Below are 19,284 nucleotides of genomic sequence, written 5' to 3'. Positions count from 1 at the left end.
GCGGCCCCGCCTCCGCGGGCGGCGGGGCCCAGCCGGGCGGCCGCCCGCCGACACCCCATCGGCGGTACCCCGGCCGTGGCCGGTACCCCTGCGGGCGCGCGGCTGCCATGATCGGCCGGAGCCGTCGCCGCACCCGCCCGGAGGTCCCTGGTGAGCCGTCCGTCCGCAGCCCCCGGGGCCGAGCTGGCCCGCGAACTGTCCGCCGTGCTGCGCGGGGAGGTCCGCTTCGGCACTGCCGAACGGACCGTCTACAGCCACGACGCGTCCAACTACCGGCAGCTGCCGCTCGGCGTGGTCAAACCCGCCGACCTCGACGACGTCCGCACCACCCTCGCGCTCTGCCGCCGGTACGGCGTGCCGGTGGTGCCGCGCGGGGCGGGCACCAGCATCGGCGGGCAGGCGATCGGCCCGGGTGCGGTGGTGCTGGACTTCCGCCGCCACCTCGGCGCCGTCCTGGACGTCGACCCGCAGGCCCGCACCGCCCGGGTCCAGCCGGGCACCGTGCTGGACGACCTCCAGCGCGCCGCCCGGCCGTACGGGCTGCGCTTCGGCCCCGACCCGTCCACGCACAGCCGCTGCACCCTCGGCGGCATGATCGGCAACGACTCCTGCGGCTCGCACTCGCTCGCCTGGGGGCGCACCTCGGACAACGTCGAGCGGCTGGAGCTGCTGCTCGCGGACGGCACCGAGCTGACCGTGGGCGGCCGGCTCACCCCGCAGGAGCGCGCCGCGCTCCGCGCCCTGCCCGGGCGGCCCGGCGAACTCCACCGGCAGCTCCAGGAGTTCACCGACCGCAACCTCTCCACCATCCGCCAGGGCCTGCCCGCGCTGCCCCGCCGCACCTCCGGCTACCCGCTGGACGCCCTGCTCCCCGAGCACGGCCACGACCTGGCCCGCGCGCTCACCGGCACCGAGGGCAGCTGCGCGGTGCTGCTCGGCGCGACCGTCCGGCTGGTCGAGGAGCCGCCCGCGCGCGCCCTGGTGGTGGCCGGCTACCCCGACGAGGGCGCCGCCGCCGACGCCGTCCCCGCGCTGCTGCCGCTCGGACCGCTCACCGCCGAGGGCATGTCCGCCGACCTGATCGCCGCGCTGCTCGCCGCCGGCCCCCGCCCGCCCGCGCTGGACCGGCTGCCCGCGGGCGAGTGCTGGCTCTTCCTGGAGACCGGCGGCGCCACCCCGGTCGAGGCCTACCAGGCCGCCCGCCGGCTCGCCGACGCGGTGCGCCGCGAGCGCTCCGCCTCCGTCGCCCTCATCACCGACCCGGCCGAGCAGCGCCAGCTCTGGGCCGTCCGGGAGGCGGGCGCCGGCATCGTCACCCGGCTGCCCGGCGGCGGCGAGGCCTGGCCCGGCTGGGAGGACTCCGCCGTCCCGCCCGAGCGCCTCGGCGACTACCTGCGGGACCTGCGCGCCCTGCTGCGCCGGCACAGCCTGCACGGCGTGCCGTACGGGCACTTCGGCGACGGCTGCGTGCACCTGCGGATCGACTTCCCGCTGGACGACCCCGCCGGGGTGCTGGTCTTCCGGGAGTTCCTGGAGCAGGCCGCCGACCTGGTGGTCTCCTACGGCGGTTCGCTCTCCGGCGAGCACGGCGACGGGCAGGCCCGCGGCGAGCTGCTGCCCCGGATGTACCCGCCCGAAGTGATCGCCCTGTTCGGCGAGTTCAAACGGATCTGGGATCCCGAGCACCTGCTCAACCCGGGGGCCCTGGTCGACCCGCGCCCACTCGACGCCGACCTGCGCTTCGTCACCGCCCCGCGCCGCCCGCTGCCGCTCGCCCTCCCGTACGAGCAGGACGGCGGCAGCCTGGCCAAGGCCGTGCACCGCTGCGTCGGCGTCGCCAAGTGCGTGGACCCGAACACCGGGGTGATGTGCCCCAGTTACATGGCCACCGGCGAGGAGCGGCACTCCACCCGGGGCCGGGCCCGGCTGCTGGCCGAGATGCTGCGCGGCATGGCCGCACCTCCCGGCCGCCAGGGCGGCGCGGCGATCGCCGACGGCTGGCGCTCGACGGAGGTCCGGGAGGCCCTGGACCTCTGCCTCAGCTGCAAGGGCTGCGCGAGCGACTGCCCGGTCCATGTCGACATGGCGACCTACAAGGCCGAGTTCCTGCACCAGCACTACCGGCACCGCCCGCGCCCGCTCGCCCACTACTCGATGGGCTGGCTCCCGCTCTGGCTGCGGGCCGCCGCCCTCGCCCCCGGCGCCGCCAACACCCTCGCCCGCTCCCCGGCCGCCGGGCCGCTCAAGCGGCTCGGCGGGATCGACCGGCGCCGGGTGCTGCCGGTCCTCCCGCCCGAGACCTTCACCCGCTGGTACCGCCGCCACCGCGCCGCGCACCCGGCCCCGGCGGGGGCACGGCCGGTGCTGCTGTGGCCGGACACCTTCTCCGACCACCTCCAGCCGAACGTGCTGCGCTCAGCCGTCGAGGTGCTGGAACACCTGGGCTTCGACGTGCGGCTGCCCGCCGGCCCGGTCTGCTGCGGCCTGACCTGGTACTCCACCGGCCAACTCGGCACCGCCCGCCGGGTGTTGCGGCGCAGCCTGCGGACGCTGGCCGACGCCGGGCTGCCCGCCGACACCCCGGTGGTCGGGATGGACCCGAGCTGCACCGCCGCCCTGCGCGAGGACCTGCCCCGACTGCTCGGCCCGGACGGCCGCCCGCTCGCCGAACGCACCCGCACCTTCGCCGAGTTCCTCGACCAGTACGCCTCCGACGCCCCGCTCCCCCAGGTCCCGCTGGACGCCGTCACCCAGACCCACTGCCACCAGCACGCCGTCCTCGGCAGCGCCGCCGACCGCCGGGTCGAGGCCAGGCTCGGCCTGCACAACCGGGTGCTGGACTCCGGCTGCTGCGGCCTGGCCGGCAACTTCGGCTTCGAGCGCGGCCACTTCGAAGTGTCCGAGGCGATCGCCGAGCGCGTCCTGCTCCCCGAGGTCCGGGCCGCCGCCCCCGGCACGGTGGTCCTGGCCGACGGTTTCAGCTGCCGCACCCAGATCGCCCAACTCGCCCAGGGCCGCCAGGCCCTGCACCTGGCGGAACTGATCGCCGGGGCGCTTCGGAAGCGCGATTAGGGCGCGGCGTGCTCTCCGAGGAAGGCCCCGGCGCGGGCCGCGGCCTCCTCCTTCGTCGGGTAGCCACGGTCAGCCGCACCGCGCGCGCCGTCGGCGCCGACACCCGCCCAACGCCAGCCGCCGGATTCCGCATCCTGCTCCAACTCAGCGGTGCCACCGAACAGTTCGAGCGTGCCCTGCGGCGCCACCGGGCGGGCTTGCGGCCACTTCTTCCGGGCGCCCTGCCGGGTGATGCCCCAGGCCGCACCCAGTTGCTCGTAGCTCGCGCCGTAGGAGCCCGCGGTCGCCGCCGCGATCGCGGTCAGCCGCTTGACCTCCGTGTCCAGCACCTTCCAGGCAGCGAGGACGGAGAGCGTGGCATCGACTGGGTCCGCGCCCCACATCCGATCCTCGGGCAGTCCGGTCTCGCGCGAACGCACAGCCCTGGCAAGGGGGTTCAGGGCGTCACCGAGCGCCCTGGCCAGTTCGGACCGTTCCTCGGGGGTGATCTCGATCGCCGTCATGCGACAACCATAGTTAACGAATCATCACATGACAACCAAAGTTACCACCGGATTCGATCGGTGGCGCGAACAGGTCGCGGGCGTTGAGCATTCGCCGCGCCCCTGAGCCGCCGCCGTCGTCAGACCCCGGCGTCGTCACGCTCCGGCGCGGTCAGGTCCCGGCCTTGGCCGCCTCCTCCGCGGGCGCCTCCTCCGCGCAGACCGCCGACACGAACTCCGCGACCCGGGCCTGCGGCAGCCCGCGCGCGATGTCCGCCTCGCTGATCATCCCGACCAGCTTGTGATCCGGGTGGTTGATCACCGGCAGCCGACGCACCCGGTACTGCTCCATCACCCGTAGCACCTGCTCCGCGTCCTCGTCCGCCTCCACCGTCATCGGCCGGCCCAGGGCCAGCTCGCCCGCCGTCACCCCGGCCGGGTCCCGGCCCTCGGCGACGCAGCGCAGCACGATGTCGCGGTCGGTCACGATGCCCAGCAGCTTGTCGTCCTCCCCGCAGATGGGCAGCGCGCCGACGTGTCGTTCCCGCATGATCCGGGCGGCGGCGGCGAGCGTCTCGTGCTCGCGGATGCACTCCGCGCCCGGGTGCATGATGTCGCTGGCTCTGGTCATGATCCCGCCTCCTGGCCTGGCTTCCGCCCCCTGTTCCATCCTGGTCCGGGCCCGCGGAGGCCGCCACCGGGCACCGGTCAGGCCGCCTGGTCCGGCTCCGCGGGCCCGCCCGGTGCGTCCGCTCCTGACAGCGGAGACTGGTCCAACACCTCCTCCAGCGGCGGGAGTTCGTGCTGCAACCGGTCCTGCTCGACCTCCGCCTTCGCCGCCTCCTCCCGCTCCACGGCGGCCCGTTCGGCGGCCTTCGCCGCTGCCGCCGCGGCATTCACCGCGGCCCGCTGCTGGTTGTCCGTCGCGCTGTCCAGGAAGCGCAGCAGCTCCACCGGGAAGGGCAGCACCAGCGTCGAGTTCTTCTCCGCCGCCACCTCCACCACCGTCTGCAGCAACCGCAGTTGGAGCGCCGCCGGGGTCGCGCTCATCACCGCCGCCGCCTCCGACAACCGGGCCGAGGCCTGGTACTCGCCGTCCGCCGTGATGATCCGCGCCCGCCGCTCCCGCTCGGCCTCCGCCTGCCGCGCGATCGAGCGCTTCATCGACTCCGGCAGCGCGACGTCCTTGATCTCCACCCGGTCGATCTGGATGCCCCAGCCCAGCGCCGGGCTGTCGATCATCAACTCCAGCCCCTGGTTGATCGGTTCGCGGTTGGCCAGCAGGTCGTCCAGCTCGCTCTTGCCGATGATCGAGCGCAGCGAGGTCTGCGCCACCTGGGAGATCGCGAAGTGGTAGTCCTGCACGTTGACGGTCGCCCTCACCGGGTCCTCGACCCGGAAGTACACCACCGCGTCCACCCGGACGGTCACGTTGTCCCGGGTGATGCCCTCCTGCGCCGGGATCGGCATCGTCACGATCTGCACGTTCACCTTGCGCAGCTTGTCCGCGATCGGCAGCAGCGCCACCAGCCCGGGCTCGCGCACCTCCCTGCGCACCCGGCCGAAGCGGAACACCACTCCCTTCTGGAACTGCTGGACGACCCGGACACTCAGGCCGGCCCAGATCGCCCCCAGCCCGACCAGCCCCCCGATGGCACCCAGCACCGCATCGACGATCATCGCGGCCTCCTTGCGGCCTCGGCGAGGCCTCCTCGCGCACCAGCCAGCCCCGGCCGTCGCCGACCCGGCCCAGCCGGGGGCCGCCGGAGCAGCTGATTCAACGCTACGCCTGCCCGGGCAGGCCGGCGCAGGGCCGACGCAGGGCCGACGCGGGACCGGTGCAAGCTCGGTACGGGCCGGGCGCGAGCCCTAGGATCGTGGCCATGCCGCAGTCCGCCGCCGACGACCCCGGCCACCCCCGCCACCCCGCCGAGGCCGCCGCCCGCGCCACCTCGCTCACCGCGCTGGACCGCGTCGTCACCGACTGCCGGGCCTGCCCGCGCCTGGTCCAGTGGCGCGAGGAGACCGCCCGCACCAAGCGCCGCGCCTACCTGGACTGGGACTACTGGGCCCGCCCGATCCCCGGCTTCGGCCCGCCCGACGCCCCGCTCGTCCTGGTCGGCCTCGCCCCCGCCGCCCACGGCGCCAACCGCACCGGCCGGATCTTCACCGGCGACCCGTCCGGCGACCTGCTCTACGCGGCGCTCTACGACCTCGGGCTCGCCAACCGCCCCGAGTCCGTCCGGTACGGCGACGGCCTGCGCCTGCACGGCGTCCGCATCACCGACCCGGTCCGCTGCGCCCCGCCCGACAACAAGCCCAGCACCGCCGAACGCGACACCTGCCGCCCCTGGATCACCCGCGAACTCCAGTTGCTGCGCCCCACCGTACGGACCGTCGTCGCCCTCGGCGGCTTCGCCTGGCAGGCCCTCCTGCCCGCCCTCGCGCAGGCCGGCTGGCAGGTCCCCCGGCCCCGGCCCGCCTTCGGCCACGGCGCCCTCGCCGTCCTCCCCGCCACCGACGGCGGCCCCGCCCTCCAGCTGTACGGCTGCTACCACGTGAGCCCGCGCAACACCAACACCGGCCGCCTCACCACCCCCATGCTCCGCGCCCTGCTCCGCACCGCCGCCCGGTCGGCCGGGCTGGAACCGGCGCCGGAGTAGGCCCGACGGCACCGACCCCCGTACGGCGCCGCCGGAGCCGCCCCGACCGACCGGGCTCCCGACCGACCGGGCCCGCCACGCCCTCGCCGCCGCCCACGACGCGGCCCCGGCCCACGCGGCGCCGGCCTAGGTTCGACCTAGCCGAACCGCAGCAATGTGCGCCGCGCCGCCCGGGCCCACACCTGGGGCAAGCGGGCCCGGGCCGTCTCGGCGGCGGCGAGCTGGCGGGCGTAGAGCGCCCCGAGGCCGAAGGGCTCGCCGCTCTCGGCGGCCTGCCCGGTGAGGGTGTCGGCGGCGATCACGGCGTCCTGGTGCTCGCCCAGCAGTTCCTGGACGGCCTTCATCCGGTCCGTGTACCGCTCGGCGGCCGCGCCGACCGCCGGGGCGGCGGTCTCGCCGGCGTAACGGGCGCGTTTGGCGGCCTTGCGGGCCTCGTGCAGGGCGCGGTCGCGCTGCTCGGCGGGCCCGGCCCCGGCGTCCAGGGCCGCCCGGACGCGCTCGCCGGTGCGGTGCTGCTCGCGTTCGGCGATCCGGGCCAGCTCGGGGACGGCTGCGCGGGCGGCCCGGCGGCGCAGCGGGGGGTCGGCGAGAAGGGTGGCGAGGGCGTCGGCGAGGGCGCGGCGGCGCGGGCTGTCGAGGGCCGCGAGCACCTCCGGCCAGGCCTGCCGGTACTCGGCCCGTCCCCACCGCTCCAGCTCCGCCGCGACTCGCTCCGGCCGGCACTCGGCGGGCAGTGCCCGGGCCTGGGCTGCCAGCCGCTCGGCGAGCACCTCGCCGTCCCGGGCGCGGCCGAGGGCGGCCGCGAGCCAGCGCAGTTCGGCGACCAGGTGGTCGGTGGCCCCGGGGGCGAACAGCCGCCGGAAGGTCCGCAGGGCGCTGCGCAGCCGTCGGCAGGCGACCCGCATCCGGTGCACCGCGTCCGGTTCGTCCGCCCGGACGGCGTCGTCGAGGCCTGCCAGCACCGCCGCCTGGGCCCCGATGCGGTCCAGCAGCACCTGCCCCACCGTGGCGGTGGGTCGCGCCATGAGCGTTCACCCCCTCGTCGGGGTCGCCTGGAACGCCTTCCAGGCTAGTGAACCCGGCGGCGGGCTGCCCGACCAGCCGTCGCCCGGGCGGTTCCAGCAGCGGGCCGTTCCCCCGTTGGTGGCAGTTCTTCGCCTTCCGTGGTCGTGGGAGCTTCACATCCTTCGTGCGCGAATCAGAATGGGCAACTGCTGTACGCCCTGCTCTCACTCCCACATGGAAGGCACAGGTGTGAATCGATGTTCAAGCGCTTCGGACTGACGGCGGCGATTGCCGCAGCCATGACGGTGAGCCTGTCCGCAACGCCCGCCGCCGGCCGGCCCGGCCCGGCCCGACCACTGGCCCCGACCGTGATCGACCTGGCGCTGTCGGCCTCCGAGGCCGTGGTCACCCCGGGCCCGACCACCACGACCCAGACGTTCACCCTGACGAACGTCAGTGCCGACAACGGCACCAGCAACATCACGTTCCGCTACACCTCCCCGATCTTCGTCAACATCGACACCCCGCTGCCGTCCGGGCCCGGCATCGTCTCCTGCGCCAAGCGCTACAGCAACCCCGACCGGCTGGTCCCGGAAGTCCTGGAGTGCACCCTCTCCCCGCTGTCCGCCGGCGCCAGCACCACCCTGACCGTCACCATCGACGCGCCCACCGGCACCCCGCCCACCCCGAAGGTCGCCTCCTGGGGCACCGCCTCGGCACTGCCCGTCCCGGGCGGCGACACCGTCACCGACCCGACCGACGCGATCATCACCCCCGGCGTCAACATCAACGGCGCACCGCCCGCCCCCACCGTCGACACCTCCCCCGCGCTCTACCTCCGCCCTCCCACCGGCGCGGTCTACGCCGACGGAACCGACGGCATCCTGCACTTCGTGGCCGGCAACGACAAGAACGCCGGTACCGCCCACCAGCCGATCCGTCTGGTCTTCTCCCTGCCGCCGTACGTCCGGTTCAAGGAAGTCGCCTTCGGCAGCCCGATGACCTGCACCACGCTGTTCAACGACCCCACCGACCCGACCGTCTCGGAGATCGAGGACTGCACCATCACCCCGCTGCTGGGCCTTCCGCCCGGCGCCGAACAGGCCGTCAGCGTCATCATCACGGCATCGCCCGGTGCCCCCACCGGCAACGTCTGGTCCTCCGCCATCGACGACACCACCGGCGGGGAGAACAACCAGAACCTGAACACCGACCTGTTCGCCCCCGGTATCCAGATCATCTGAGCCCTCCCCCCACCCCGCCAGGAGCCCGCGCCCCCGACCGTCCGTGGTCCGGCAGCCCGCTCCGGCAGCGGAGCTGTCGTGGAGGAGGTCCTGGAGTGACCTCTTCCACGACAGCTCCGCTGCTCTGCCTACCGGCCTTGACGCACAGGCCCCGGGTGAACGAACGGCCTCCGGCGGGCAACGCTTCGACTCCCCGGGTACGCGCCCTCGTGCCGGATGTAAGCGTCGTGGCATACTCCGGGACGTGACGACCTCCACCCATGCGATCAGGGCCCTGCGGGCCGCGGTGTTCACCGCGCTCGCCGTGCCGCTGTCCGCGCTGGGCCAGGTGGTCATCACGGGTCGCCCGCTGCCGCTCTCGCTGGTGGCGGCCGCGACCGCCGTCGTCTTCCTGGTCGCGGCCGCGCTGGCCGGCGGGGAGCGGCGGCTGCTGCACATCTCCGGTGTGCTGGTGCCGGTCGAGCTGCTGCTCAACACGACGTTCAACCTGGGGCAGGCCGGCTGTGGGCCGATCCTGTCCGAGCACGTGCCCGCGCGCGGTGTGAACCTGCTGGTGTGTGGCGGCGGTTCGGTGGACGGGTCGCTGCTGGCCGGTCCGCTGGGCCACGTGGGGCCGCTGGCCCCGGCGGCGACCCAGGTGCTGCTCCTGCTGGTGCACCTGGTGATCGCGCTGGCCGCCGCCGCCTGGCTGCGGCTGGGCGACGCCGCCCTGTCGGGCCTGGCCCGGTCGCTGCGCGCGCTGCGCCAGTCGCTGGCCCGCCCGTTGCGCGCCCTGGTCCTGCTGCTGCTCCCGGCTCCGGTTCGACCGGTGCTGCGGGTGCCGCTGCCGGTGTCGGACCGCGTGCGGCCGCGCCGCGAGGACGTGGTGCTGAGCCCGGCTCCCCGGCGTGGTCCGCCGGTTCTCGCGCCTGTCTGCTGACCCGCCCGAGGCCTTCCGGGGCCGCCGCGCACGTTCGTCCGCAGGCAGCGCGCACAACTCCCGCGTTCACCGACCCCGCCGCACCCGGTGCGGTTTCCCGCGCGCATCCGCGCGCCGCGTACAGGAGTTGCCTTCCATGGCTCAGACCCCCAGCAAGCAGCAGGCCAAGCGCATCAGTGCCCGTGAGCGGATCCAGGAGGCGCAGCGCATCGAACAGGCGGCGTCGAAGCGCCGTCAGCGGATCGTCGTGGCGGTGTCCGCCGTCGCGGTGCTCGCCCTCGCGGGCGGAGCGGCGGTCGCGATCAACTCGGCGTCCGGCAAGAAGGACTCGAAGGCGGCGGCCGATGCGTCCGCGCCGACGGAGCTGGTCGTCCCGGCGAACGCCTCCGGCCCGGGCGGCACGGTGATCACCTACGGCAAGGCCGACGCCCCGCACACCATGGAGGTGTACGAGGACTTCCGCTGCCCGGTCTGCAAGCACTTCGAGGCGGCGAACGGCGAGGCGGTCAAGAAGCTGACCGAGGACGGCTCGATCAAGGTGGAGTTCCACCTGGCGGCGTTCCTGGACAACGCCCTCGGCGGCAAGGGCTCGCGCACCGCGCTGGCCGCCGCGGGCGCCGCGCTCAACGAGGGCGTGGACAAGTTCAAGCAGTTCCACGACGTGCTGTACGCCAACCAGCCCGACGAGCGGAAGGACGACTTCGGCGACGTCAACCGCATCCTCGACCTGGCCCGCCAGGTGCCCGGGCTGAAGACGGACGCCTTCGTGAAGGCCGTCACCGACAAGACGTACGCGCCGTGGGCGGCGAAGGTCGCGGAGGCGTTCAACGGCAGCGGGGTGACGGGCACCCCGACGGTCAAGGTGGACGGCAAGCCGATCACCCTGTTCAGCGGCCAGTCCACGGTGACGCCGGAGCAGTTCACCGCCCAGGTGAAGCAGGCCGCCGGCCTGAAGTAAGCACGGCACCACCGGCCCGGCCGAACCCCGGCCGGGCCGGCTCCTCCCAGCCACCGGAGTGCGCTGCCATGACCGCCGCTACCTCTGTGCACCTCTCCTCTTCCGTCCCCGGCGACGCCGGCCGTGCGCCGGTCGGCGCGGGCCGGGTGTTCTCCCTGCTGCTGTTCCTGGGCGGGCTGATCGGGCTGGCCGCCTCGGCCGTCCTGACCTTCGACAAGCTCCGCATCCTGGAGAATCCGTCCTACGTCCCCAGTTGCAACATCAATCCGGTGATCAGCTGCGGTTCGGTGATGCGCACCGAGCAGGCGGAGGTCTTCGGTTTCCCGAACCCGCTGCTCGGGCTGGCCGCCTTCGGCGCGCTGGCGGCGGTCGGGGCGGGGCTGCTGGCCGGTGCCGCGTACCGGCGCTGGTTCTGGCTGGGCCTGCACGCGGGCACCCTGCTGGGGGTGGTGTTCGTGCACTGGCTGATCGACGAGGCGCTGTACCGGATCGGCGCGCTGTGCCCGTACTGCATGGTGGTGTGGGCGACGGTGGTGGCGCTGTTCTGGTACACGACGCTGCACAACCTCCGGACGGGGGTGATCCCGGTGGGTCCGCGGTTGCGGCCCATCGTGCGGGAGGCGGCGCGCTACCACTGGGCGGTGCCGGTGCTGTGGGCGGCGGTGATCGCGCTGCTGATCCTCAACCGGTTCTGGTACTACTGGAGCACGCTGGTCTGACGGGTCCGACGGACCTGCGCGCTTGACGGATCGTCAGCCGACGTATCCCGTGGAGTGCAGCAGCGCGGTGGCGCCGGTGCGCCGGGCCGCCAGGGCCCGGGTGAGCCGGCGCGCCGCGCAGGGGTGCAGCAGCGCGGCCGCCCGGGCGGGGGTGAAGTACCCGTACTCGGCGATCTCCTCGGCCTGCACCCGGATGGTCGCGCCGGCCGCGACCGTTCCGCCGTCGAACATGAACTGCACGGCGGGGTGGGCGTGTTCACCCTGACCGGGGATCGGATCGCGCCACTCGACGACGAGCAGCCGCAGCTCGCCGGCCACCAGCCCGGTCTCCTCGCGCAGCTCGCGGGCGGCGCATTCGGCGGGACCCTCGCCCGGGTCCATCCCGCCGCCGGGGAACTGCCACTGGGCGCGGTAACTGGCCTTCAGCAGCAGGACGTCGCCGCCCTCGCCGGTGAGCAGCACGCTGCAGCCGACGTAGGCGCGCAGCAGCCCGGCCAGCCAATCCTGTTCCGAGAGCCAGGTGTCCGTCATCGCGCCTCCTCCGCCGGTGCCCCGTCGCGGTGGCCACTCTGCCGCAACCCCCGTGCCGGATCCGGCGGTTCGTACCTAATCCACCCGATCGGGTACTCGACGCACGAGAGCCCCTACCCGAAGACCGCCCGCCGGTAGGCGTTGCGCAGGTCGGTCAGAGGCTGGATGCCGCGGTCGTAGTGGACTTTGTTGGTGAGCAGCAGCGCCCAGCGGCCGAGCCGCCGGGAGATCCAGATGCCGGTGCCGGTGAAGCCGTAGTGGACGAAGGCGCCCTCGGCGGGGTCGGTGCCGGGGGCGTGCAGCCAGGACAGGCCGCGGGCGGGGGCGAGGCCGCCGGTCTGTTCGCGCAGTGACTCGGCGATCCAGGCCTCGCCCCAGGGTAGTTGGGGCGGCAGGGTGAGCAGCGCGGTGAGGAAGCGGGCGAGGTCGCGGGCGGTGGAGAAGGCCCCGGCGTTGCCGCAGACGCCGCCGAGCAGCCGGGCCGAGGGGTCGTGGACGACGCCGCACAGGTGGCTCCCGGTCTGCGGGTCGTACTCGGTGGGCGCGGTGCGCGTGGTGTCGGCGGGGCCGAGTGGCCCGTACCGGGTGTCGGCCATGGCGAGCGGCCGCCAGATCCAGCGGGCGGCGAGCTCGTCCAGCGGCGCGCCGCCGAGGTCCTCGACGAGGTAGCCGAGCAGGACGGCAGCGCGGTCGGTGTACTCGACGACCGTGCCGGGGGCGCGGTGCAGCGGGGCGGCGATCACCCCGGCCCGGATCGCCGCGAGGTCGCGTCCGTAGCGCTGCTCGAATCCGGTGCGCGGGAGCATTCCGGCGGTGTGCGCGAGGAGTTGACGGATCGTCACTGATCCGACGGGATGCCCGGAGGCGGGCGGCCACCAGTGGCCGAGCGGTTCGTCGAGCGGAAGCCGCCCGGCCTGCCGGAGCACTCCGGCGCAGGGCCAGAGGGCGATGATCTTGGTGAGGCTGGCGAGGTCGTACCGGGTGTCCGGCCCGGGGGCGAGCCGGGCGTACGGGCCCCGCCCGAGCACGCCGTGCGCGCCGCCGCCGAGCGTCCCCCCGGCATCGCCGACGGCCCAGACGGCGCCGGCCCCGACGGTGCGCACGCCGCCCCGGACCAGCCGGTCCAGCTCCCCGCCGGGCGCGGCCAGGGCGGGGAGCCGGTCGGCTCCTGGCGGTTGCTGGCTCATCGTCCCCCCTCAGAGGTGTCGTGAGCCTACCCGGCGGGCGGGCCGGTCAGGCCGCCGCGGGAAGTTCCTTGCCGAGGCAGATGCTCTGCGGGTGGTCGCGGTAGATGCCGAACTTCCGGATCGCCGCGTACCCCTCGGACCCGTACAGCGCCACGGCCTCGGGCTGCTCGGTGCCGGTCTCCAGGATGACGCGGGTGCGTCCGGCCTCGGCGGCGGTCTGCTCCAGGCGGCGCAGTACCGCCCGGGCCAGGCCGCGGCCGCGGGCGGCGGGGACCACGAACATCCGCTTCAGCTCGACGTCGCCGTCGCGCAGCCCGTCCGGCCCGGCCTGCTTGGCCCGCCAGCCCCCGCAGGCGACCGGTCGGCCGTCGAGGTAGGCGACCAGGAACAGGCCGGCCGGCGAGTCGAAGTCGTCGAGGTGCAGCACGGTCTCGTCGGGGTCGCCGTAGCGGCGGACGTACTCCTGCTGCACCTCCGCCGACAGGGCCTGGGCGTCGGGGTGGGCGTAGCCGGTGACACGGAACTCGACGGTTCCGGCCTCCATGGTGGTGCTCTTCATGAGGGAAGAGCCTACGACCTGGGTCAGCGGGCCTCGAAACGGGCGACCAGCTCGTCCTTGCCGAACATCCGCGCGGTGTCGACGGCGTTCGGGGTGCCGGCGGCGGGGTCGGCGCCGCCGTCCAGCAGGACGGTCAGCACGTCCTCGGCGCCCTTGAAGACGGCGCCGGCGAGCGGGGTCTGGCCGCGGTCGTTGGCGCGGTTCGGGTCGGCGCCGCGCGTCAGCAGGGCTTCGACGGTGGCGGCGTGGCCGTGGTAGGCGGCGAGCATGAGCAGGGTGTCGCCGCGGTCGTTGGTGAGGTCGGCGGGCGCACCGGCGTCCACGTAGGCGGCCAGGGCGTCGGTCTCGCCGGCGCGGGCGGCGTCGAAGAGCTTTCCGGCCAGGGCGATCACCTCGGCGTCGGGGGCGACGGGGGCGTCGGCGGGCTGCTGGTCGGCGGCGTCGGTCATGGCGGGCGGCCTTTCCGGTCTGCGGGCTCTGCGGGTTCTGCGGGTTGCGCAGGCGGCAGGGCCACGGTGGAGGAGTGTCGCTGACGGGGTGCGGCTGGAGGAGCTGCGCGTACCGCACCGTAGCGGCCGGGCGCCGGGCCCGGCCAGCGCGCGTCCGGATGGCGGATGACGGCCCTCGGACGGCGGCCATCCGGGCGAACTTCCCCGACCCCCCGGAAACCTCCCGCCCACCCGGCGGGAATGCCTCGCCGCACCGGAACTGCGCGGGACACGGCCCCACCCCGGCCGGTCCGCCCGCCTTCGCCCGAACTCCAGGGCGACGTTGAACGGGAAACCACCCATTTGCACCGTTCCATCATCTATTACTTTTTGTCACGATTAACGCACTTTCCGTAACACCGTCCCCGTCCCCCCTCCCGAGGAGCAGAACGTGATCCTCTCGATTTCCGGCATCGTCCTGTTCGGCACCATCGCCTTTCTGTTCTTCCGCAGGGACGGACTAAAGGTCTCCCACGCCGTCGTCTGCGCCCTCTTCGGCTTCTACGTCGCCGGTTCCTCGATCGCCCCGAGCATCACCGCCGGCGGCGCCAGCCTGGCGAGCCTGCTCGGCGGCCTCAAGTTCTAGCGGTCCACGTTCCAGGCGCTGCCACTCCCCCGCACGGGCCCGGGCGCGGATCCCACCGCCCCGGGTCCCGTCGTACCTGCTCCGCCCCCGCCACCCGACCCGTCCCACTCGCCCGGGGAGTCAAGGAATGCCGCTCCAACGCCACCTCAGCAAGGGCCGCGAGATCGCCCGAACCGCCGGGGACCACGCCTCCGACATGTTCGCCCCGCTCTCCGTGATCGCCCGCGGACTGCGCCACCACGCGGGCTGGGCCAAGGACCGCTGGAACGCCACCCCGAAGGAGCGCCGCGGCCCGACGCTGTTCCTCTCCGCCGCGATGCTGGTCGGCGTCTACCTGCTGCCGCACGGCCTGCTGTTCGCCCTGATCGCCCTGATGGCCAGCTCCGCCTGGGCCGGCCGGGCCCCCAAGCCGGCACCCGCCCCGCCCGCCCCGGACGTCGCCGACATCAAGCTCGGCGCGCTCTACGCGGCGCTCACGCCGTACCTGTGCGGCCCCGAGGACGCCAACCCGCTGTACCACTACCAGGGCCACTACAAGCACGCCTTCGGCTCCTGGGAGTTCGACGACGAGGGCCGGCTCTCCCGGCTGGAACTCGGCTATCCGGCCTACTTCACCGACACCGAGCCGATCGCGCGGGCCCGGATCGAGCAGGTCGTCCAGGGCAAGGCCGGCCGGGCCCGGGAGTACCGCTTCGACTGGGACGAGGAGTCCAACCGGCTGCGGATCGCCGCGCTCACCCCACTGCCCGCCGACATCGTCGCCCAGCGCTTCGTGGCCGCCCCCGGCGAGATCGTGCTCGGCTTCACCGACGAGGACGGCACCGCCCGGACCATCCCGGTCACCCAGGGCGGCGCGATCGCCCAGCAGCCGCCGGTCGTCTGGCGCACCGGCCCGCGCTCGGCCGAGCCGCACCTGCTGGCGCTCGGCGTCACCGGCTACGGCACCTCCAGCCTGATCCGCTCGATCGCCCTCCAGGCGCTCCCGTACGGGGACCTGGTGGTGGTCGACGGCGCGGGCACCGGGGAGCACGCCTGCCTGGTCAACCGGCCCGGCGTGCACACCGTGGAGACCAGCCTGCACGGCGCGCTGGCCGCGCTGGAGTGGGCCGCCCAGGAGACCGAGCGCCGGCTCGCCGCGCTGAACGCCGCCCGGCACGCCGGCACCGCACCCCCCGAGGACGCCACCCGCCCGCTCTGGCTGCTCCTGGACCACCCGACCGAGCTCAGCGAGCTCGCTCACGCCGAGGGCCGCCCGGACCCGCAGGACCTGCTGGAGCTGCCGCTGCGGCACGGCCGCGCCGCCCGCGTCACCGTGGTGATCGCCGACGACGTCGAGGCCAGGGGCCGGATCACCTCGACCGTGCGCGCCACCACCCGGGCCCGGGTCGTCCTCGGCCCCGCCGGGCCCGAGGAGGGCCACGCCGCGCTCGGCGCGCCGCTGGACATCGTGCCCGCCGCGCACGCCCCCGCCGGCCGCGGCTACGCCCGGATCGGCAACGGCACCCCCGTCCGGCTCCAGGTGCCGGCCACCGTCGACCCGCTGGACGAGGAGGCCCCGACCCAGCTGCGGGACGCGGTGATCGCCCTGCTGCCGCACCGCGACACCCGCACCGAGGCCGCCGCCGACCTGCCGCCCCGGCCGGAGCGCCCGCCGTTGGTCCTGCCCGCCGATCCGGCACCCGGGGCCCACCCGGTCGACCTCGCCAAGGGCGAGCCGATGATCCGTTCCCGCCCGATCTCCTGACCGCGGCGGACGGGGGCGGCGGCGGTCCTCGAATCCCGTCCCGGTAGGCTCGTCACGGAAAGGCCGACCGATCACCAGATGTGAAATAGGTGACACCCAGGGTGATATCCACGGCCAGATGTGACAAATCGGGCGCCGATGGGTACAAACAGGGGCGGCACGACAGACGACGCATGTCCCCGGACGGGAATCTTCGTCGGAAGCCGAGCGTTGACCGAACGACGAAGAACAGCGACCACTAGTCCTGTGGGCCATAAGCCCGGGAGGCACGATTCATGAGCGAGCGAGCTCTCCGCGGCACGCGACTCGGGGCCACTAGCTACGAGACCGACCGCGGTATCGATCTGGCTCCCCGCCAGACCGTCGAGTATGCATGTCAGAACGGCCACCGATTCGAGGTTCCTTTCTCGGTCGAGGCGGAGATCCCCCAGGCCTGGGAATGCCGCTTCTGTGGCCAGGAGGCGGTACTTCTCGACGGCGACGAGCCGGAAGAGAAGAAGGTCAAGCCGACGCGTACCCATTGGGACATGCTGATGGAGCGCCGGACCCGTGAGGAACTGGAGGAGGTACTGGCCGAGCGACTGGCCGTGCTCCGCTCCGGCGGAATGAACCTCGCGGTGCACCCGCGGGACACCCGCAAGAGCGCCTGACCTCGCTCCCGCCACGGCGGGAGGACGCGAAAAGGGACCCTGGTCACCAGGGTCCCTTTCGCGTTCCCGCCTCGCGTTCCCGGGGACCTCAGGGCCAGCCCTGGGGTCCCCGGGAGGGGCGGTCAGCCCGGGATCGGCGGGCGGTAGGTGGTGTCCGGGCCCTGCGGGCCGCGCGGGCCGTCGCCGGGCTCCACCACCTCGCCCTGGATCACCTTGCCGTCCGGGCGGTGGATGCGCAGCTGCTCCTGCAGCCGCATCGCGTCCGCGAACGGATCGGCCCCGGCGGCGACGGTGCTGCGCAGCGCCTTGTCGGCCACCCGGCGGCCACCGGCCCGCCAGAGCGCCCGGGTGGGCGGGAACAGCAGGGTGAGCGCCACCAGGTCCGACAGGAAGCCCGGGACGATCAGCAGCAGGCCCGCCAGCACCGTCAGGCTGGTGCCGGTCTCGGGCTGCTCGGACTTCGGATCCTTGCTCTGCTCGATCGCCGCGGACAGCGCCTTCAGCCCGGCCCGCTTGATCAGCGAACCGCCGATCAGCGCGCCCGCGATGAGCAGCAGCACGACGACGAATCCGCCCAGCCACGAGCCCACTTGGACCAGCAGCCAGATCTCCAGCACCAGCCAGGCGGTGATCAGCAGCGGCAGCACCCGGCGGAGCTTGCCGCGCGGGGCCGGACGGGCGGGGGTAGCTTGCTGGGTCACGGTACGAATCCACTCCAAGCAGTGCTCTGCGCGCCGCACGGGAGGTCCGGGCCGGCTACGGCACCACCTGGTCCAACGATTCCCCGGCGGCCGGTGTTCCGGCGCGGGCCTTCCGTCGGCGGCCGACCAGCACGCCCGCGCCGCAGGCCAGCAGGCCTGCGAGGGCCAGCGTCCACTCCGGCGCGGCGCCGACCCGGTCGGCGACGGTGGTGCCGTCGCGCAGCGGGACGACCGCCGACAGCTCGGCCGCGGTCAGCTCCTCGGTGCGCTGCTGGACCGTGCCGTCCGGGGCGATCACCGCGCTGATGCCGCTGGTGGCGGCGATCAGCACGGCCCGGCCGTGCTCGACCGCGCGCAGCCGGCTCATCGCGAGCTGCTGCTCGGGCTGGCCGGTCTTGGCGTAGGTCGCGTTGTTGGTCTGGACCACCAGGACGCGGGCGCCGCTGTCCACGGTGTCGCGGACGATCTCGTCGTAGGCGACCTCGAAGCAGATCACGTCGCCGATCCGGGCCGGGCCGAGCTGCATGACGCCGTTGTGGTCGCCGGGGTAGAAGTCCCGGGCGACCCGCTGGAGCCGGGTGATCACCTTCATCAGCTGGGCGCGGAACGGCACGTACTCGCCGAACGGGACGGGGTGCTGCTTGGTGTAGGAGGCGCCGGGGCCGGTCTTCGGGTCCCAGACGATGCCCTCGTTCTGGACGTGCTGCGCGTCCGGGCCGTCCACCAGGGTGCCGACCAGGGTGGGCACGCCGACCGTCTTCACGGCCTGGTCGATGCGCTGGTAGGCGAGCGGGTCGCTGAACGGGTCCAGGTCGGAGGAGTTCTCCGGCCAGATCACGATGTCGGGGCGCTCGACCTTGCCGGCGGCGATGTCCGCGGCCAGCCGCTCGGTCGCCACCGCGTGGTTGTTGAGGACCATCATCGGGCGGCCCAGGAAGTCCATGCCCGGGTTGGGCACGTTGCCCTGGACGATGGCGACCTTCACGGTGTCGGCCGGCGCGGTCGGCACCGGCACCAGATACCCGGCCAGCAGCGCGGCCACCGCACCCAGCCCCGCCAGCGCGGCGGCCCGGGGCGTCCTGCGCGGCCCGCGCAGGCGCAGCGCGGCGCCGGCGAGCAGGGCGCCCGAGAGGGCGACCGCGAAGGTCACCAGCGGTGCGCCGCCGAGCGCGGCCAGCGGCGTGAACGGGGTCGCGGTGTTGGCGAAGGCCAGCCGCCCCCACGGGAAGCCGCCGAACGGCAGCCGGTCGCGCGCCCACTCCTGGGTGATCCACAGGCAGGCCGCCCAGAGCGGCCAGGCCGGCAGCCGGGAGGTGAGGGCCAGACCGCCGCCGAGGACGGCCAGGAACAGCGCCTCCACGACCGACAGGCCGACCGTCGCGTCCCAGCCGACCACCCGCAGCCAGCTGAGCAGCAGCAGGAAGAACGGCAGGCCGAAGGCGAAGCCCGTCCAGGCCGCCTGGCGGACGGTGCGGCCCCGGGTGAGCAGGGACAGCGCGGCGACGCCGAGCAGCGACAGCGGCCACAGGTCGAAGGGCGGGAAGGCGAGTGCGAGCAGCAGACCCGACAGGGCCGCGAGGCCGGTGCGGGGAAGGCCCGCCCGGACCTTGGCGACGGCGCGGGCGGCCCGGCCGGGCCTGGGCGCCGACTCCGCCGGCTCGGGTGCGGCCCCGGGCCGCTCCTGGGTGACGGGCATGGCCACCGGCGCACCATCTTCCTGGATCTTGCTGTTCGGACGCTGTCCGAAGAAGGTACCCCGGACCGTCGGGGAGCCGT

At 74.3% G+C, this 19,284-nt stretch carries 19 protein-coding genes; 9 read left to right on the top strand and 10 right to left on the bottom strand.

What is annotated here, in order from left to right; genetic code table 11:
* Positions 1 to 150: 150 nt before the first annotated feature.
* Positions 151 to 3,072, top strand: coding sequence for an FAD-binding and (Fe-S)-binding domain-containing protein (locus tag ACIQVZ_RS11025; RefSeq protein WP_402448830.1), 2,922 nt, complete (start codon positions 151 to 153; stop codon positions 3,070 to 3,072).
* Here ACIQVZ_RS11025 and ACIQVZ_RS11020 read toward each other — a convergent pair.
* From ACIQVZ_RS11020 to ACIQVZ_RS11010, 3 genes are all read right to left on the bottom strand, one after another.
* Positions 3,069 to 3,575 carry a hypothetical protein gene (locus ACIQVZ_RS11020; protein WP_402448828.1) on the bottom strand — a complete coding sequence of 169 codons (507 nt, stop codon included), beginning with the start codon at positions 3,573 to 3,575 and terminating at the stop codon, positions 3,069 to 3,071. The two genes, ACIQVZ_RS11025 and ACIQVZ_RS11020, sit on opposite strands and share 4 nt — an antisense overlap.
* Positions 3,576 to 3,726: 151 nt before the next feature.
* Positions 3,727 to 4,185, bottom strand: coding sequence for a CBS domain-containing protein (locus ACIQVZ_RS11015; protein WP_350883599.1), 459 nt, complete (start codon positions 4,183 to 4,185; stop codon positions 3,727 to 3,729).
* A gap of 77 nt (positions 4,186 to 4,262) precedes the next feature.
* A complete protein-coding gene (locus ACIQVZ_RS11010) occupies positions 4,263 to 5,234 on the bottom strand; it encodes an SPFH domain-containing protein (protein ID WP_402448825.1) in 972 nt (323 codons plus the stop codon).
* A gap of 203 nt (positions 5,235 to 5,437) precedes the next feature.
* Here ACIQVZ_RS11010 and ACIQVZ_RS11005 point away from each other — a divergent pair, with 203 nt between their 5' ends.
* Positions 5,438 to 6,217: a uracil-DNA glycosylase gene (locus ACIQVZ_RS11005; RefSeq protein WP_350883595.1), complete on the top strand. Its 780-nt coding sequence runs from the start codon at positions 5,438 to 5,440 to the stop codon at positions 6,215 to 6,217.
* Between the two features lie 137 nt (positions 6,218 to 6,354).
* Here ACIQVZ_RS11005 and ACIQVZ_RS11000 read toward each other — a convergent pair whose 3' ends face one another.
* Positions 6,355 to 7,242 carry a CHAD domain-containing protein gene (locus tag ACIQVZ_RS11000; protein WP_402448821.1) on the bottom strand — a complete coding sequence of 296 codons (888 nt, stop codon included), beginning with the start codon at positions 7,240 to 7,242 and terminating at the stop codon, positions 6,355 to 6,357.
* Positions 7,243 to 7,479: 237 nt separating this feature from the next.
* On the opposite strand from ACIQVZ_RS11000, the gene ACIQVZ_RS10995 reads away from it, so the two are divergent.
* The 4 genes from ACIQVZ_RS10995 (at position 7,480) to ACIQVZ_RS10980 (ending at position 11,062) form a co-directional block, all read left to right on the top strand.
* A complete protein-coding gene (locus ACIQVZ_RS10995) occupies positions 7,480 to 8,466 on the top strand; it encodes a hypothetical protein (protein ID WP_402448818.1) in 987 nt (328 codons plus the stop codon).
* A gap of 244 nt (positions 8,467 to 8,710) precedes the next feature.
* Positions 8,711 to 9,385, top strand: a complete 675-nt coding sequence (locus tag ACIQVZ_RS10990; protein ID WP_402448816.1) for a hypothetical protein — start codon at positions 8,711 to 8,713, stop codon at positions 9,383 to 9,385.
* Positions 9,386 to 9,521: 136 nt separating this feature from the next.
* On the top strand, positions 9,522 to 10,343 hold the full coding sequence (locus ACIQVZ_RS10985; RefSeq protein WP_402448814.1) for a DsbA family protein: 822 nt from the start codon (positions 9,522 to 9,524) through the stop codon (positions 10,341 to 10,343).
* A gap of 68 nt (positions 10,344 to 10,411) precedes the next feature.
* Positions 10,412 to 11,062, top strand: a complete 651-nt coding sequence (locus ACIQVZ_RS10980) for a vitamin K epoxide reductase family protein (RefSeq protein ID WP_402448812.1) — start codon at positions 10,412 to 10,414, stop codon at positions 11,060 to 11,062.
* A gap of 33 nt (positions 11,063 to 11,095) precedes the next feature.
* On the opposite strand, the gene ACIQVZ_RS10975 is transcribed toward ACIQVZ_RS10980, so the two are convergent.
* The 4 genes from ACIQVZ_RS10975 to ACIQVZ_RS10960 all read right to left on the bottom strand — a co-directional run bounded on the left by ACIQVZ_RS10975 (position 11,096) and on the right by ACIQVZ_RS10960 (position 13,788).
* Positions 11,096 to 11,593 carry an NUDIX hydrolase gene (locus tag ACIQVZ_RS10975; protein WP_063346456.1) on the bottom strand — a complete coding sequence of 166 codons (498 nt, stop codon included), beginning with the start codon at positions 11,591 to 11,593 and terminating at the stop codon, positions 11,096 to 11,098.
* A 113-nt stretch (positions 11,594 to 11,706) separates the two neighbouring features.
* Positions 11,707 to 12,780 (bottom strand): serine hydrolase domain-containing protein, encoded by a 1,074-nt coding sequence (locus ACIQVZ_RS10970; protein WP_402448810.1) that lies wholly within the window; start codon positions 12,778 to 12,780, stop codon positions 11,707 to 11,709.
* Between the two features lie 46 nt (positions 12,781 to 12,826).
* Positions 12,827 to 13,339: a GNAT family N-acetyltransferase gene (locus ACIQVZ_RS10965; protein WP_363581696.1), complete on the bottom strand. Its 513-nt coding sequence runs from the start codon at positions 13,337 to 13,339 to the stop codon at positions 12,827 to 12,829.
* A gap of 23 nt (positions 13,340 to 13,362) precedes the next feature.
* Entirely contained in the window at positions 13,363 to 13,788 is a 426-nt protein-coding gene (locus ACIQVZ_RS10960; protein ID WP_402448807.1) for an ankyrin repeat domain-containing protein, read from the bottom strand.
* A gap of 430 nt (positions 13,789 to 14,218) precedes the next feature.
* Between ACIQVZ_RS10960 and ACIQVZ_RS10955 the strand changes: the two genes are divergently transcribed.
* The 3 genes from ACIQVZ_RS10955 (at position 14,219) to ACIQVZ_RS10945 (ending at position 16,807) form a co-directional block, all read left to right on the top strand.
* On the top strand, positions 14,219 to 14,413 hold the full coding sequence (locus ACIQVZ_RS10955; RefSeq protein ID WP_063346460.1) for a hypothetical protein: 195 nt from the start codon (positions 14,219 to 14,221) through the stop codon (positions 14,411 to 14,413).
* Between the two features lie 127 nt (positions 14,414 to 14,540).
* Positions 14,541 to 16,157, top strand: coding sequence for a hypothetical protein (locus ACIQVZ_RS10950; protein WP_402448804.1), 1,617 nt, complete (start codon positions 14,541 to 14,543; stop codon positions 16,155 to 16,157).
* A gap of 275 nt (positions 16,158 to 16,432) precedes the next feature.
* Positions 16,433 to 16,807, top strand: coding sequence for an RNA polymerase-binding protein RbpA (locus ACIQVZ_RS10945; protein ID WP_030306127.1), 375 nt, complete (start codon positions 16,433 to 16,435; stop codon positions 16,805 to 16,807).
* A 122-nt stretch (positions 16,808 to 16,929) separates the two neighbouring features.
* Here the strand turns inward: ACIQVZ_RS10945 and fxsA are convergent, their stop codons facing one another.
* Both fxsA and lnt read right to left on the bottom strand, forming a co-directional pair.
* Complete coding sequence (gene fxsA, locus ACIQVZ_RS10940; protein WP_402448802.1) at positions 16,930 to 17,508, bottom strand: FxsA family membrane protein; 579 nt, start codon at positions 17,506 to 17,508, stop codon at positions 16,930 to 16,932.
* Positions 17,509 to 17,563: 55 nt separating this feature from the next.
* On the bottom strand, positions 17,564 to 19,204 hold the full coding sequence (gene lnt, locus ACIQVZ_RS10935; protein WP_402448800.1) for an apolipoprotein N-acyltransferase: 1,641 nt from the start codon (positions 19,202 to 19,204) through the stop codon (positions 17,564 to 17,566).
* Positions 19,205 to 19,284 lie beyond the last annotated feature (80 nt).

The organism is Kitasatospora sp. NPDC098663, from assembly GCF_044760075.1.
Classification (GTDB): Bacteria; Actinomycetota; Actinomycetes; order Streptomycetales; family Streptomycetaceae; genus Kitasatospora.
This window is presented reverse-complemented; position numbering and strand designations above follow the sequence as displayed.

Excerpts from the sequence above, each read along its gene's own strand:
- ACIQVZ_RS11020 (WP_402448828.1), bottom strand. The coding sequence starts at position 3,575 with ATGACGGCGATCGAGATCACCCCCGAGGAACGGTCCGAACTGGCCAGG.
- ACIQVZ_RS11015 (WP_350883599.1), bottom strand. The coding sequence starts at position 4,185 with ATGACCAGAGCCAGCGACATCATGCACCCGGGCGCGGAGTGCATCCGC.
- ACIQVZ_RS11010 (WP_402448825.1), bottom strand. The coding sequence starts at position 5,234 with ATGATCGTCGATGCGGTGCTGGGTGCCATCGGGGGGCTGGTCGGGCTG.
- ACIQVZ_RS11005 (WP_350883595.1), top strand. The coding sequence starts at position 5,438 with ATGCCGCAGTCCGCCGCCGACGACCCCGGCCACCCCCGCCACCCCGCC.
- ACIQVZ_RS11000 (WP_402448821.1), bottom strand. The coding sequence starts at position 7,242 with ATGGCGCGACCCACCGCCACGGTGGGGCAGGTGCTGCTGGACCGCATC.
- ACIQVZ_RS10995 (WP_402448818.1), top strand. The coding sequence starts at position 7,480 with ATGTTCAAGCGCTTCGGACTGACGGCGGCGATTGCCGCAGCCATGACG.
- ACIQVZ_RS10985 (WP_402448814.1), top strand. The coding sequence starts at position 9,522 with ATGGCTCAGACCCCCAGCAAGCAGCAGGCCAAGCGCATCAGTGCCCGT.
- ACIQVZ_RS10980 (WP_402448812.1), top strand. The coding sequence starts at position 10,412 with ATGACCGCCGCTACCTCTGTGCACCTCTCCTCTTCCGTCCCCGGCGAC.
- ACIQVZ_RS10975 (WP_063346456.1), bottom strand. The coding sequence starts at position 11,593 with ATGACGGACACCTGGCTCTCGGAACAGGATTGGCTGGCCGGGCTGCTG.
- ACIQVZ_RS10970 (WP_402448810.1), bottom strand. The coding sequence starts at position 12,780 with ATGAGCCAGCAACCGCCAGGAGCCGACCGGCTCCCCGCCCTGGCCGCG.
- ACIQVZ_RS10965 (WP_363581696.1), bottom strand. The coding sequence starts at position 13,339 with ATGAAGAGCACCACCATGGAGGCCGGAACCGTCGAGTTCCGTGTCACC.
- ACIQVZ_RS10960 (WP_402448807.1), bottom strand. The coding sequence starts at position 13,788 with ATGACCGACGCCGCCGACCAGCAGCCCGCCGACGCCCCCGTCGCCCCC.
- ACIQVZ_RS10950 (WP_402448804.1), top strand. The coding sequence starts at position 14,541 with ATGCCGCTCCAACGCCACCTCAGCAAGGGCCGCGAGATCGCCCGAACC.
- ACIQVZ_RS10945 (WP_030306127.1), top strand. The coding sequence starts at position 16,433 with ATGAGCGAGCGAGCTCTCCGCGGCACGCGACTCGGGGCCACTAGCTAC.
- lnt (WP_402448800.1), bottom strand. The coding sequence starts at position 19,204 with ATGCCCGTCACCCAGGAGCGGCCCGGGGCCGCACCCGAGCCGGCGGAG.